General features: G+C 68.1%; 10 protein-coding genes. 7 read left to right on the top strand and 3 right to left on the bottom strand.

From position 1 onward, the window contains the following. Positions 1–33: 33 nt before the first annotated feature. Entirely contained in the window at positions 34–918 is an 885-nt protein-coding gene (locus BM009_RS02600; RefSeq protein ID WP_254772118.1) for an AraC family transcriptional regulator, read from the bottom strand. A 358-nt stretch (positions 919–1,276) separates the two neighbouring features. Here BM009_RS02600 and BM009_RS02595 point away from each other — a divergent pair, with 358 nt between their 5' ends. The 4 genes from BM009_RS02595 (at position 1,277) to BM009_RS02585 (ending at position 5,190) form a co-directional block, all read left to right on the top strand. Further along, positions 1,277–2,419 (top strand): MFS transporter, encoded by a 1,143-nt coding sequence (locus BM009_RS02595; RefSeq protein ID WP_175487867.1) that lies wholly within the window; start codon positions 1,277–1,279, stop codon positions 2,417–2,419. A 145-nt stretch (positions 2,420–2,564) separates the two neighbouring features. Beyond that, positions 2,565–2,933, top strand: a complete 369-nt coding sequence (locus tag BM009_RS02590; RefSeq protein ID WP_254772117.1) for a hypothetical protein — start codon at positions 2,565–2,567, stop codon at positions 2,931–2,933. Next, the gene (locus tag BM009_RS22865; protein WP_368085921.1) at positions 2,909–3,082 is read left to right on the top strand and encodes a MipA/OmpV family protein; all 174 of its coding nucleotides are present in this window, start codon (positions 2,909–2,911) and stop codon (positions 3,080–3,082) included. Before BM009_RS02590 ends, BM009_RS22865 begins: the two co-directional genes overlap by 25 nt. A gap of 182 nt (positions 3,083–3,264) precedes the next feature. Beyond that, positions 3,265–5,190, top strand: coding sequence for a M61 family metallopeptidase (locus BM009_RS02585; protein WP_217644159.1), 1,926 nt, complete (start codon positions 3,265–3,267; stop codon positions 5,188–5,190). A gap of 98 nt (positions 5,191–5,288) precedes the next feature. Here the strand turns inward: BM009_RS02585 and BM009_RS02580 are convergent, their stop codons facing one another. Further along, entirely contained in the window at positions 5,289–6,185 is an 897-nt protein-coding gene (locus tag BM009_RS02580; protein WP_093293448.1) for a LysR family transcriptional regulator, read from the bottom strand. Between the two features lie 178 nt (positions 6,186–6,363). Here BM009_RS02580 and BM009_RS02575 point away from each other — a divergent pair, with 178 nt between their 5' ends. From BM009_RS02575 to BM009_RS02565, 3 genes are read left to right on the top strand one after another with little or no spacing between them, the layout of a single operon-like run. Beyond that, the gene (locus BM009_RS02575; RefSeq protein ID WP_093293446.1) at positions 6,364–9,561 is read left to right on the top strand and encodes an efflux RND transporter permease subunit; all 3,198 of its coding nucleotides are present in this window, start codon (positions 6,364–6,366) and stop codon (positions 9,559–9,561) included. Further along, on the top strand, positions 9,554–10,696 hold the full coding sequence (locus BM009_RS02570) for an efflux RND transporter periplasmic adaptor subunit (RefSeq protein WP_093293443.1): 1,143 nt from the start codon (positions 9,554–9,556) through the stop codon (positions 10,694–10,696). The genes BM009_RS02575 and BM009_RS02570 overlap by 8 nt, the downstream gene beginning before the upstream one ends. Beyond that, the gene (locus BM009_RS02565; protein WP_093293441.1) at positions 10,683–12,077 is read left to right on the top strand and encodes an efflux transporter outer membrane subunit; all 1,395 of its coding nucleotides are present in this window, start codon (positions 10,683–10,685) and stop codon (positions 12,075–12,077) included. The genes BM009_RS02570 and BM009_RS02565 overlap by 14 nt, the downstream gene beginning before the upstream one ends. 64 nt (positions 12,078–12,141) lie before the next feature. On the opposite strand, the gene BM009_RS02560 is transcribed toward BM009_RS02565, so the two are convergent. Beyond that, the gene (locus BM009_RS02560) at positions 12,142–14,109 is read right to left on the bottom strand and encodes a glycoside hydrolase family 2 protein (protein WP_093293438.1); all 1,968 of its coding nucleotides are present in this window, start codon (positions 14,107–14,109) and stop codon (positions 12,142–12,144) included. Positions 14,110–14,120: the final 11 nt, after the last annotated feature.

The following is a 14,120-nucleotide window of genomic DNA, read 5'->3' as shown; positions in this document are numbered from 1 at the left end:
TGTCCGATCCTCGCTTTCGCAGCGGCGACTGCCCTATCGGCCGGAGACCGCCGCGATCAGCGCCTTGCGCTCCAGCACGTCGCGCTTCGGCGCGATGCCGAAGGTGCGACTATATTCGCGCGTGAACTGCGAGGTGCTCTCATAGCCGACCTGATAGGCCGCCGCAGTCACGTTCGCCGCATCGTCCAGCATCAGCCGGCGCGCCTCCATCAGTCGCAGCTGCTTCTGGAACTGGATCGGCGTCATCAGCGTCAGTGTCTTGAAATGCTGGTGGAAGGAGGAGGGGCTCATTCCCGCGGCGTCCGCGAGATCCTCGATCCGCAGCTTCTCGGCGAAGCGCTCGCGCAGCAGCCGGATCGCGCGGGTGATCCGCTCGAGATGCGTGTCGGCGATGAGCTGCTTGCAGATCTCGCCGCCCAGCGGCCCGGTCAGCAGCCAGTAATAGACCTCGCGCATCAGCGAGGGGAACAGGATGGGCACCGCCTCGGGCGTCTTGGTCAGCCGCAGCATGCGGACGAGGCAATCGGCGAGCCAGTCGGTTACCCCGGTCACGAAAATGCTCGGTCCGTCATGCTTGCCGGGCTTCGGCCGCTGCGCAAGCTGTTCGAGTACTTCGCGCAGCAGTTCGAGGTTGAAGTCGATCGTCATGCCGACGAACGGCTCCCCGGGCGTGGCACCGACGATGCGGCCCGAGGCCGGCATCTCCATGTTGACGATCAGGCACTCCATTGCGCCATATTCGAGCGAATCTTCGCCGAACTCGATCTGCTTCAGTCCTTCGACCACCACGCATAGCGACGGCCGATAAATCTGCCGGTTCGCGGGAACGTGACGCATCGCTCGGATGACGTGCACCTCCGGCATCGGCAGGGGGAACAGCCCCTCGCCACCGCCGCCCGCGTCGATATGTGCGCGCACCGCATCCCGCAGAGCGGCCGCTGCGCGATCGTCCGGCGGCGCGATCGGCTGTGCAAGCGCGGATACGCTGCGTGCGCCGCCATTTGGAGGAAAAGGCAAGATTTTCGCGGTTTCCGGCATTCTGGTCATCGAAGACACCCTCTAACTTGATCGCGCAAATAAGCCGAGGTGTTTCTTGAAAATGACAGAACCATCCATTTCGTCAAGTGAAAATTCGCAGAAATCCTCGACAGAAATCGTAAGCTATGAAAACCTTTACTTTCGCGGTTCCCGAGAAATCAGGTTCGTCGCGACAATTCTTCTAGTGAGTATTGTCTGCCAGGTCGACAGGATATAGCCGTTTATCTTGATCGAGCCAATGAAGCGTGATCTAGACCTGAGCGATGCGCAGATCGGCCTGGTAACGGGGGTGGCCTCAGCGCTTTGCTATGCACTTTTCTCGCTGCCGATCGCCCGCGCTGCCGATCGCGGCTCGCCAAGGCTGGTACTGCTCGGCTGCGTCCTGGTGTGGAGCGCCATGACGGGCCTGGGCGGGCTCGCCACGAGCTTCCTCGCACTGGCCGCGAGCCGTTTCGGTGTCGCGCTGGGCGAGGCCGGGGCGATCCCCGCCGGGCATGCATGGATCGCCCGCAGGATCGCGCCGGAGCGCCGCGGTCGCGCGCTCGGTCTGTTTTCGATGGGGATCCCCCTCGGGACGATGCTGGGCTTCGCGCTGGGCGGCGCCGTCGCCGACACGCATGGCTGGCGGACGGCGCTGCTCGGCGCCGGCATCGCGGGCGGCGTCCTGGCCATCCTGGTCGCCGGCCTTGGCCCGACCCCGCCGTTGCGGCAGCAGGGGGAAAGCGCCCCGTTCCTGAAGACGGGCAGGGTGTTGCTGGCGTCGCGCGCCTTTCGCTGGCTGCTTCTCGCGGCCGTCTGTGTCGGCTTTGCCTCCTCGCCTTTCTATGCCTTCGCGGCGAGCTTCCTGATCCGCGTCCACGGGTTCAGCGCCGCGCAGGCGGGTCTCGCCTTCGGGCTGCTCCAGGGCAGCATGGGGCTCATCGGGACGGTGCTCGGCGGACGCGACTTCGATCGGCGGCGCAGCGCGGGCAACCGTCGCCTGCTCGCCACGCCCGCGCTCTTGTTCCTCGTGGCGGGCGCCACCGCCAGCATCGCGCTGTTCGTGCCGGTCGGCTGGCTCTCGATCGCGCTGTTCGTGCCGACCATGCTGTCCTTCGCCTTCATCCTGCCGGGCGTCTTTGGCGCCGCCCATCTGGTTGCCGGCGCCGGGCATCAGGCGATGGCATCGAGCATGGTCCTGATCGCGTCGGGACTGCTCGGGCCGACGCTGGCGCCACTGCTGGTCGGCGCGGCGAGCGATGCCGCGGGCGAGGCATCCATCCGCCACGGCCTGCGGTTCGGCCTCCTGCTCGCGCCGACCGCCAGCGTGCTGACCGCCGCGGCCATGCTGGTCGCCAACCGCCACATCGCCGCCCTGGCCGGGAAACCGGCAATGGCCTGAGATCGGATCTGCGGCCCCCGACCGCAGGCCCGGCGAGGGGCCGCTCACCGCCGCCCCTGGGTGGTGGGCGATCCCTCGAACCGCCGCCGGAGGCACGCCTTGCCGCTGCCTCCGGCGGCTACCCCCATGACGAGGAGTTTCGACCATGCGTATTCTGCTGCTGCTTTCCTTTGCCTGGACCACTGCGCTAACCAGCGCGACCGCCTGTGCCCAGCAAGCCCCCGCCGAGGGCGGCGGCGCCCATGGCATGGTGGCGCTCGGTGCCGGGATCGTTCCCGAGTTCGACGGCGCCGGCGACGTGCGGCCATTCCCCTTCGCCACCGCTGACATCCGCTGGCGCGGCGTCAACTTCCAGCTCCGCGGCAATGGTGCGCGTGTCGATCTGGTGTCCGATCCGCGCTTCGCGGCCGGACCGGTGATCGGTCCGCGCCTGCCGATGCGGCGGGCGCCGCGGCGAGCGGGCTCGCGCCCTATCGCCCCGGATCCGGGCTGCGCGACATCGGCGGGGGGGTGACCGCAGGCTATTGGTTCGATCGCCATCTGGGCGTGATCGCCCATGCCAGTGCCGGCTATCTGGTGGGCGACGCTGCCGGCAGCCCGGTTACCCGCGAAGGCAGCCGCTGGCAGCCGATCGGCGGCCTGATGCTCGCCTATCGCTTCTGAATACGGTCCCGGCGCGCGCCATGGATGGCCAGCGCCGGGAACAGGCGACCGTCCCAGCGCCCGCCATGGCAGATATGTGAGATTGAACGCTACCGTCGATGCCGCCAGCTACTATAGCGGCGCGCGCGATGGCGGCGTCCCGGGGAGCATGGTTGGTGGAAATAGGGTTCGGCAGATTTTCCGTGTTGGGATGGGCATTCCTCTGTGCCGCGGGCGTCGCGGCGGCGCAGTCCGCCCAGGGGCCCGTGTATCGCGCACCGCAGGCGACCGTCCCGTCGCCAGTCGACCATGTCTTTCATGGGGTACTTCGCCTTCATGTCGACGCGACCGACGTCGCGCACCGCATCTTCACCGTGCAGGAGCATATTCCGGTGACGGGCGGATCCCGGGTGACGCTTCTGTACCCGCGATGGGAGGCCGCCAGCCACGGGCCGAGCCTGAGCGTCGTCGATCTGGCGGGGCTGGTGGTGGCGGTGGCAGGCCGGCCCGTCCGCTGGCAGCGCGATCCCTACGAGCCGCATGCCTTTCACGTCGACGTGCCTGCAGGCGCGAAGGCGATCGACGTCCAATTCCAGATGGTGGGGGGCGGGGACCTGCTGACGCCCGACATCGTCAGCGTCCCCTGGCAGCGGCTGGTCCTGTACCCGGCCGGATGGTATGCCCGCAACATCCGCACCGCTGCGTCGCTCACGCTGCCGGCGGGATTGCGTGCGTTCACCGCGTTGGGCACCGAGGCAAACGGCAGCCCCGCGCTGCACTTCGCGGAGACGACGCTCGAGGCGTTGCTCGACGCGCCCGTGCTCGCCGGCCGCTACACCAGGCAGATCCCCTTGACCGCGCCCGGAATGGGCAGCGTGTCGCTGGACCTCGTCGCCACGCGCCCGGACGATCTGGTCGTCCCGACCGACCGCGTGGCGGAGCTGCGCGAACTGATCGCCCAGATGAGGGCGGTGTTCGGCGCTACCCCCTTCGCACAGTACGATATCCTCGCTCGCCTGGGCGACGACGGCGCATCGGGCGGCACGGAGCATCGGACGTCGAGCGAGAACGGACTGCCCTCGTCGCTTTTCCGGGAGTGGCAGCCGCAGATTCTGTCCCGCGACCTCGTCGCCCACGAGATCGTTCACGCCTGGAACGGCTTCTACCGGACCCCGGCCGATCTGTGGGCGCCAACCCCCAACGTCCCCGTCTCGGGCAGCCTGTTGTGGGTGTATGAAGGCCAGACCGAGTTCTGGGGGCGAGTGCTGGCAACCCGAGCGGGGCAGTTCACGCCCACCGAACTGCGCGACCGGCTCGCAGTCGAGGCTGCCGAAATCGCCGCACGACCGGGACGTTCCTGGCGGCCGCTTTCCGACGACGTGAATTACCCCGCCTTCATGCTCCGCCAGCCGGTGCCCTGGCGCGACTGGCAGCGGCGGCGGGACTATTACTCGGAAGGCGTGCTGCTATGGCTGGCGGTCGATGGCGAACTGCGTGCGCGGACCAGGGGGCGCCGCGGCATCGACGATTTCGCCGGCACCTTCTTCGCCGGGGCAACCCCGAAGGCGCCCACGCGCACCTACACGTTCGCCGATATCTGCGACACGCTGCATGCAATCGCGCCCGGTGATTGGGCCGGATGGCTGCGGCGATGGATCGGTGGGCACGATGAACTCGACCCGACGATCGGGCTGCGCAGCCACGGCTGGCGCCTCCTCTTCACCGACACGCCGACCGCAGCGTTCCGCGCCGGGGAAGAGGAGGCCGGGGTCGCCGATCTCAGCTATTCGATCGGGCTCGCCGCGCGGGCGAACGGCGCGGTCCGCGCGGTAGCCTGGGGCAGCCCCGCCTTCCGCGCTGGACTGCGTCCGGGTGCCCGGATCGCTGCCGTCAACGGAGTCGCATTCGGCACGGAAGCGCTGCTCGCTGCGGTGCGGGATTCGGCGCGCCATCCTCTGGCGCTGACGATCGAACAGGATGGGGTCCGGTCGGATCGGCCGATTTCCTATGCGGGGCCGCTGCGCTATCCGCGGCTGGAGCGGATTGCGGACCGCCCCGACACGCTCAGTGACCTGCTCGCGCCGCGGGCGACGACGCCAAACGGTGGTACCCGTGGCGGGGCTGGCTAGGGAGCGGGGCTCGCCTCCGGTCCGCTGGCGGCCGCGATCTCGAGAAGGATGGAGCGCCGCCGCATAAGCCGGCCAGAGCGATGGTCGCGACCCGTCGCTTACGGAACCAGGGATTCGCGGGTGACGATATCGAGGAAATTCCGGCACGGCAGGCTCGCACCCGCTGAGAGGTGAATCAGCCAAATCGACGTGATCGAGTCCGGGTCCCTGAGCGGTTGATAGACCAGCTTGGCGGATTGTAGCGCACAGAGCGATTCAGCGACCACCGCGACGCCCACCCCCGCCGCCGCCATTCCGAGCAGCGTCGATACCTCGCGCACCCGATGCTCGATCCGCGGCTCGACGCCGACGCCGCGCAGCATGCCCAGCAACTCGTCGGTAAAGGTCGCGCCGTGTTCGCGGGCATAGACGATCATCGGTTCGCCAGCGAGATCCCGCAGCGTAAGCTCCTTTTCGGCAAGCGGGTGATCGGGCCGCAGCGCCACGAACAGGCGCTCGCGAAGGATCGGCGTCACGGCGATCCCGTCGCCCATCTCCGGCTTGCACCTGCTGCGGACGAAGCATGCGTCGAGCGCATGGTCGGCGAGGGCGGTCGACTGGGCCGAGCCGGCGACCTCGGTGAGATTGAGCTTCACATCGGGAAAAGCCTGACGAAAAGCGAAGATCGAGCGCGCGATCATCGGCACGAACGGCGCGGAAGCGTTGAAGCCGAGATTGAGCTCCCCGAGTTCGCCGCGTGCCGCGCGGTGGGCGATGTTGATTGCCCGTTCGGCCTGCTCCAGCGTCGCGCGGGCAGCCGGAAGGAAGGCTGCCCCGGCGCTGGTGAGCTGCACGCTGCGGCTGGTGCGCTCGAACAGCCGAACGCCCAGTTCGGCCTCGAGCTGGCCGATCTGCTGGCTGAGCGGCGGCTGGGAGATGCCGAGGCGCGCGGCTGCGCGAGCGAAATGCAGTTCCTCGGCGACGCCGACGAAATAGCGGAGATGCCGGAGCTCCATTTGTCGATACATAGGAGATATCGATCATGCTGCAAACGATATTGGACGCGGATGGTTAACCGGATGCAGGGAAATGTTGCGGCTGCGAACTGGGACGAGCGCCGTACTGTCAATCCGGAGTTTCCCTGATGTGCCTGGCTGCCCGCCACTTTGCCCCTTCGCCTGAGCGGAGCCGCTCTTGATCGGGATCGTTCGCGTCGCGCTGGCGCGGCCGCTCACCTTCATCGTCATGGCCATCCTGATCCTGATCCTCGGCGTCCTCGCCGCGATCCGGACACCGGTAGACATCTTTCCCGACATTCGCGTGCCGGTGATCGCCACCGCCTGGCAATATAGCGGCCTGTCGCCCGACGAGATGTCGGGGCGGATCATCACGCCGTTCGAGCGGGTGCTGACCACGACGGTCAACGACATCGACCATGTCGAAAGCCAGTCGATGCAGGGCATCGGCGTGGTGAAGATCTATTTCCAGCCGGGCGCCGACATCCGCACCGCCACCGCGCAGGTGACGTCGATCTCGCAGACCGTGCTGCGCCAGCTGCCGCCGGGCATCACCCCGCCGCTGATCCTCAACTACAATGCCTCGACCGTGCCGATCCTCCAGCTCGCCTTGTCGGGCAAGGGCATGTCCGAAGGCCAGCTGTTCGACACCGCGCAGAACCAGGTGCGGCCGCCGCTCGTCACCGTGCCGGGCGCCGCGATTCCCTATCCCTCCGGCGGGCGCCAGCGCCAGATCCAGATCGACCTCGATCCGCAGGCGCTGCAATCCAAGGGGCTCTCGGCGCAAGATGTCGGCAACGCGATCGCCGCGCAGAACCAGATCAATCCTGCCGGCTTCGCCAAGATCGGCGGCTATCAGTACAGCATCAAGCTCAACAACGCGCCGGGATCGATCGAGGAGCTGAACGCGCTGCCGGTCAAGGTGGTCAACGGCGCGACGATCTACATGCGCGACGTCGCCCATGTCCGCGACGGTTCCGCGCCGCAGACCAACGTCGTCCATGTCGATGGCGCGCGCTCGGTGCTGATGACCGTGCTCAAGAGCGGCGCGACCTCGACGCTGGCGATCGTGCAGGGGATCAAGGACGCGCTGCCCAAGGCCACGGCGACGCTGCCCGGCCTGAAAGTCGCGCCGATCGGCGACCAGTCGCTGTTCGTGAAGGCGGCGGTCGAGGGCGTGATCAAGGAAGGCGTGATCGCCGCCGGGCTCACCTCGCTGATGATCCTGCTGTTCCTCGGATCGTGGCGCTCGACCGTGATCATCGCGATCTCGATCCCGCTGGCGATCCTGGCGGCGATCATCGCGCTGTCGGCGACCGGCAACACGCTCAACATCATGACGCTGGGCGGGCTCAGCCTCGCGGTCGGCATCCTGGTCGACGATGCGACGGTGACGATCGAGAACATCAACTGGCACCTCGAGCAGGGCAAGTCGGTGAAGGACGCGATCCTCGACGGTGCCGCGCAGATCGTGACGCCGGCCTTCGTCTCGCTGCTCTGCATCTGCATCGTGTTCGTGCCGATGTTCTTCTTGCCCGGCATCGCCGGCTTCCTGTTCGTGCCGCTGGCGCTGTCGGTGGTGTTCGCGATGATCGCGTCGTTCCTGCTGTCGCGCACGCTGGTGCCGACCATGGCGATGTTCCTGCTCAAGCCGCACGCGCCGGGGCATGGTCATGAGGCCGGCACGCCGGGTTCGCGCAATCCGCTGGTGCGCTTCCAGCGCGGGTTCGAGCACCGCTTCGAGAAGATCCGCACCGGTTATGGCGGGCTGCTGGAAAGGGCGCTGGCCACGCCGCGGCCGTTCATCCTCGCCTTCATCCTCGTGATCGCGGTGACCTTGTTCCTGGTGCCGCTGCTCGGCCAGAACTTCTTCCCGAACGTCGACGCCGGCGCGATGGCGATCCATGTCCGCGCGCCGGTGGGCTCGCGGATCGAGGACACGTCGGCCGAGTTCGACCGGATCGCCCGCACCATTCGCGGCGTCATCCCCGCCGATGAACTGGTTTCGCTGGTCGACAATATCGGCCTGCCGGTCAGCTCGATCAACACGACCTACAACAACTCCGGCACCGTCGGCCCGCAGGACGGCGACATCCTGATCCAGCTGAGCAAGGATCATGCGCCCACCGCCGGCTATGTGAAGAAGCTGCGCGAGCTGCTCCCCAAGGTCTATCCGGGGACCCAGTTCGCCTTCCTGCCGGCGGACATCACCAGCCAGATCCTCAACTTCGGCGCGCCGGCACCGATCGACATCCAGGTCTCGGGCCGCGATGCCGATGCCAATGCCGCCTATGCCCGCAAGATCCTCCGCCGGATCAGCACGATCGGCGGCGTGGCGGATGCGCGCATCCAGCAGTCTTCGCGCTATCCGCAGCTCGACGTCAACGTCGATCGCAGCCGCATCGGCCAGTTCGGCCTGACCGAGCGCGACGTGACCACCAGTGTTGCCAGCTCGCTCGCCGGCACCTCGCAGACCGCGCCGGTCTTCTACCTGAACCCGGAGAACGGCGTGTCCTACGCGGTGGTCGCGCAGACGCCCGAATATCGCGTCGGTTCGATCAGCGATCTTGCGAACCTGCCCGTCACGGGCACGAGCGGCGGCACCAGCCAGGTGCTCGGCGGCATCGGCAATATCGAGCGCAGCAATGCCGCCGCAGTGATCTCGCACTACAATATCAATCCCGTGGTCGACATCTTCGCGACGCCGAACGGGCGCGATCTGGGTGCGGTCTCGGCGGACATCGGCAAGGTGCTGGAGGAGCTGAAGGGCGAGGCGCCCAAGGGCGTCACCGTCACCATGCGGGGCCAATATGCCACGATGAACAGCGCCTTTTACGGCCTGGGCTTCGGGCTGATCGGCGCGATCGTGCTGATCTATTTGCTTACCGTGGTGAACTTCCAGAGCTGGCTCGATCCGTTCGTGATCATCACCGCGCTGCCGGGCGCGATCGCCGGCATCATCTGGATGCTGTTCACCACCGGCACCACCCTGTCGGTGCCGGCGCTGACCGGCGCGATCATGTGCATGGGCGTGGCGACCGCCAACTCGATCCTCGTGGTCAGCTTCGCCCGCGAGCGGCTGGCCGAGCTCGGCGACGCCACCGCCGCCGCGATGGAGGCGGGCCTGGTCCGCTTCCGCCCGGTGCTGATGACCGCGCTGGCGATGATCATCGGCATGCTGCCCATGGCGATCGGCTTCGGCGAGGGCGGCGAGCAGAACGCACCGCTCGGTCGCGCGGTGATCGGCGGCCTGATCGTCGCCACCTTCGCGACGCTGATGTTCGTCCCCGTGATCTTCAGCCTAGTCCACAAGCGCAAGGCAGGCGTTGCCCCCGCCGGCGGCCGGCCCATTCCATTGGAGGAATCTCATGTCTGAGAACGGCAACAGCCGGCTCAAAATCACCGCGGCCGTCGCGGGGTTCGTCGCGATCGGTGCGGTCGCCACCGGCATCGTGACCCGGGCCAATTCCGAGCGCAACCTCGCCGCCTGGACCGCCGAGCAGGCGGTGCCCAGCGTCAGCGTGATCCACCCCACGCTTGCCGCCTCGGGCGATGCGCTGCGGCTGCCGGCGAACCTGCAGGCGCTCAACAGCGCGCCGATCTATGCCCGCACCACCGGCTATGTCCGCCGCTGGCTGGTCGATCTGGGCGATCCCGTGCGGCGCGGCCAGGTGCTGGCGATCCTCGACGCCCCTGATGTCGAGCAGCAGCTCGCCGCCGCCCGCGCCGACCTGCAGACCGCCCGCGCCAACCAGCAGCTCGCGCAGACGACGGCGACGCGGTGGAGCGCGATGCTCGCCAAGGATGCCGTGTCGAAGCAGGAAGCCGACGAGAAGCAGGGCGATCTGGCCGCCAAGAGCGCACTCACCAGCGCGGCGCGCGCCAATGTCGCTCGCCTCCAGGCGCTGACCGGCTTCACCCGGCTGGTCGCGCCGTTCGATGGCGTCGTCACCAGTCGCGCAACCCAGATCGGCGCACTGGTGGTGGCGGGCAACGCCAGTTCGACGCCGCTCTTCACCGTCGCCGATGTCAGCCGGATCCGCGCCTATGTGAAGGTCCCCCAGGCCTATTCGGGGCAGATCCACCCCGGCATGGAGGTAAGCCTGACCCTCCCGGAATATCCCGATCGGACCTTCAAGGCGACGCTGACCCGCACCGCCGACGCCATCGATCCTGCATCGGGCACGGTGCTGGTCGAGGTGCAGGCTCCCAATGGGGATCATGCGCTCAAGCCAGGATCCTATGCGCAGGCAAGCTTCCCGTTGAAGGGCAGCGGCAACGCCGTCACCCTGCCGCCCAGCGCGCTGATCATCGGGTCGAAGGGGACGCAGGTCGCCGTGCTGGGCAGCGATGGCAAGGCGCAGCTCCGCACCGTCACGCTCGGCCGCGACGAGGGCAAGGTGGTCGAGGTGATCGCCGGCCTGTCACCCAGCGACCGGGTGATCGACAATCCGCCGGACTCGCTGCAGACCGGCGACCCGGTCAAGGTACTCGCCAATGCGCGTCACTAAGGGCGCCCTGGTCGCGGCCACGGCGCTGGGCCTGTCCGCCTGCTCGATGGCCCCCGACTATCACCGGCCCGAGGTCGTCGCCGCGCCCGCCTACAAGGAAGGCGGCGCGTGGCAGACGGCCGGATCGAACGTCCCGGCCGCGGGCAGATGGTGGGAGATTTTCGACGATACCACGCTGAATGGGCTGGAGCAGCGGATCGAGGCGGGCAGCCCCAATCTCGCCGCCGCCGTCGCCCGCTATGACCAGGCCCAGGCGCTGGTGCGTCGAAGCCGGGCGGAGCTACTGCCCGAAATCGGCATCGGCACCAATATCGAGCGGGACCGCGTCTCGGCCGCTCGCCCGGCGTCGCAGGGAAGGGCGGCGACCTATACCAACGCGCAGATCGGCGCCTCGCTCAGCTACGAGCTGGACCTGTTCGGCCGCATTCGCAACACGGTGCGTGCGAACCAGGCGACCGCGCAGGCCAGCGCCTCGGATGTCGCGGGCGTGCGTCTCGGGCTGCAGGCCCAACTCGCCAGCCTCTATTTCGACATGCGCGGGCTCGACGCGCGGGTCGTGCTGCTGCGGGAGACCGTGGCAGCGTTCCAGCGCGCCTATGATCTTACCGATACGCGGCACAGCGGCGGCATCGCCTCCGGCATCGACGTCAGCCGTGCGCAGAGCCAGCTGGCCAGCGCCAAGGCCGAGCTCGACGCGGTGGCCGCCGATCGTGCCAGCGACGAGCACGCCATCGCGGTGCTGATCGGCGAAAGCCCGTCCGCCTTTTCGCTGCCGGTGGTCGACACGCTGATCGCCCCGCCGGCCATCCCGGCTTCGCTGCCCTCGACCCTGCTCGAACGGCGCCCCGACATCGCCGCCGCCGAGCGCCGGGTCGCCGCCGCCAACGCGCAGATCGGCGTGGCCCGGGCGGCGCTGTTCCCGACGGTGACGCTGGGTGGCGCCGGTGGGTTCGAAGCGGCGAGCGGCAGCCTGCTGCGCAGCGACAACAGCTTCTGGGCGCTCGGCCCGCTATCGGCGGCGCTGTCGATCTTCGATGGCGGCGCGCGGCGCGCCAATGTCCGCATTTCGCGCGCGCAATATGACGAGGCCGCGGCCAACTATCGCGAAACGGTGCTGACCGCCTTTCGCGAGGTGGAGGATGATCTCGCCGCCGGGCGCCACCTGATCGACCAGGAGCGCAACCAGCGTGACGCCGCCGCTGCCGCGGAGCGCACGCGGGATCTGGCGATGACACGATATCGGGATGGTGCCGCCGATTTCCTCGAGGTGACGATCGCCCAGACCGCTGCGCTGGATGCGGAGCGGTCGCTGCTAGCGGTACGCGCAAGGCAGCTCAGCGTTGCCACCGACACGGTGCGGGCCCTGGGTGGCCTGTACTGAGCCGCGACGACTTGTGAACGACGGGATCAACGCGTGCGCGCCCACCCTTGGCTCGCGAAGGTAGCTATTTCCTCTCGCCTTTCCCGCTACCTGCCGGGCGCTCCTGCTCCCAAAGCGGTCTGGCCATCGTCGCGAACGCCTCCGCCGGTGCCTTGGCGACGGCGCGGTCATAGGTAAGCAGCCCGTTGATCTCGCCCTCGACATCGGTCGTCTGGGTATAGACCGAGGCGCTGAGGCCATGGACCTTGGCCTGGCGCACGATCTCCTCGAACTTGCGCCGGTAGCGGGCGAGATAGTCCGCGGAGTCGTTGGTCACCTGGTAGCTCCAGCGCTTGTCGTTCCGCCACAGATGTCCCTCGATCGGCTGGCCGACGCCGCCATATTCGCCGATCACGATGGCGCGGTCGCTCTGCCGGGTGGGGACGTGCGGCACGTCCTCATAGGTGTGGATGTCGAACACATCGGAGGCGCCCGGCGCGACGTCCAGCCAGCCGCTATCGGCATTGACCAGCCGGCTCGGGTCCATGCCCTTCACGAAGCGCGCGAGGGTGGCGGAGTCATACTGGCCCCAGCCTTCGTTGTTCACCACCCACAGCACGATCGAGGGGAAGGCGCGCAGATGGCCGATCATCCGCGACAGCTCGACCTGCTGCTGCGCCATCACGTCCGACGAGAGCACCGCCTGGCTCTGGCTGGAGCCGGTGACAAACTGGTCCTCGCCGCCGCCCGAAGGCATGTCCTGCCAGATCAGCATGCCCAGGTGGTCGGCGTCGTAATAGTAGCGCGCGGGCTCGACCTTGATGTGCTTGCGGACCATGTTGAAGCCCGCCTGCTTCAGGAACTCCAGATCGTAGCGCATCGCGACTTCGCTCGGCGGGGTGAGCAGCCCATCGGGCCACCAGCCCTGGTCGAGCACGCCGTTCTGGAAATAGGGCTTGTTGTTGAGCAGCAGCGCCGGCTGACCGGGCACGGTGCCGGGCCCGACCGAGATCTTGCGCATCGCGAAATAGGCATTCACCCGGTCGCGCGGGGCGCCGGTCACCTCGGCGGCGGCATAGGTGTCGAGCTCGCCCTTGGTGAAGCGGGCATCATAGGCGCGGCGATCCCGTTCGGGCTGGCCGGCATAGGGGTCGCGCACCGTCACCAGCTCGGCGACGACATCGTAGAGGAACGGATCTTCGGGCGACCAGAGATGCGCGTTCGGCACGGCTATGCTGGCGCGGCGATTGGCGCGGACGATGGTCGACGCGATGGTCCTGCCGCCGGAACGGACGCTGAGCCGCACCGCATCGGTATCCGCGGCGCTGGCGCTAAGCGCGACATCGACATCGACCTTGCCGGTATCGATATTGGGCGTGGCCCGGATGTCGGCGATGTGCAGCGCGGGCACCGGCTCCAGCCAAACCGTCTGCCAGATGCCGCTGACGGCGGTGTACCAGATGCCGTCGGGCTCGAGGATCTGCTTGCCGCGCGGCTGGCTGCCGGCGCTGGTGGGATCGGCGACCTGCACCACCAGCTCGTTCGCGCCGGGCTTCAGGAACGGCGTGATGTCGAAGCCGAAGCTGTCGAACCCGCCCTGGTGCGCGCCGACCATTGCGCCGTTCACCCAGAGGCGCGCGTCGTGATCGACCGCGCCGAAGTTGAGCATCACATGCTGCCCGGCCCAGTCCTTCGGCACGGTGAAGCTGCGGCGATACCAGATGCGATCGTCCGGCGTGACCTTGCGCGCGACCCGCGAGAGCCGCGATTCGACCGGGAAGGGGACGAGGATCTGCCCGTCCATCCGCACCGGCTGGGGCGCGGCGGCGGGGGTGATCGCATAGTCCCACAGTCCGTTGAGGTTTTGCCATTCGGTGCGCTGGAATTGCGGCCGCGGATAGCTGCGCCAGGCATTGTCAGGCGTCACCGCCTTGCCCCAGCGGGTGGTGATGGCGCCGGTATAGACCGCGTCGGACCGCGGCGCCGACGCGGGCTGAGCGAGGGCGTGGGCGGGCAGGGCCGCCAAGGCGAGGGCGTAGATCAGGCTGCGCATAAGGCGGCTCC

The sequence above is a fragment of the Sphingomonas sp. NFR04 genome, from assembly GCF_900114095.1.
Classification (GTDB): Bacteria; Pseudomonadota; Alphaproteobacteria; order Sphingomonadales; family Sphingomonadaceae; genus Sphingomonas.
This window is presented reverse-complemented; position numbering and strand designations above follow the sequence as displayed.

Bases quoted from the DNA above. Each gene is read 5' to 3' on its own strand.
- BM009_RS02595 (WP_175487867.1), top strand. From the start codon at position 1,277: ATGAAGCGTGATCTAGACCTGAGCGATGCGCAGATCGGCCTGGTAACG.
- BM009_RS02590 (WP_254772117.1), top strand. From the start codon at position 2,565: ATGCGTATTCTGCTGCTGCTTTCCTTTGCCTGGACCACTGCGCTAACC.
- BM009_RS02580 (WP_093293448.1), bottom strand. From the start codon at position 6,185: ATGGAGCTCCGGCATCTCCGCTATTTCGTCGGCGTCGCCGAGGAACTG.
- BM009_RS02570 (WP_093293443.1), top strand. From the start codon at position 9,554: ATGTCTGAGAACGGCAACAGCCGGCTCAAAATCACCGCGGCCGTCGCG.
- BM009_RS02565 (WP_093293441.1), top strand. From the start codon at position 10,683: ATGCGCGTCACTAAGGGCGCCCTGGTCGCGGCCACGGCGCTGGGCCTG.
- BM009_RS02560 (WP_093293438.1), bottom strand. From the start codon at position 14,109: ATGCGCAGCCTGATCTACGCCCTCGCCTTGGCGGCCCTGCCCGCCCAC.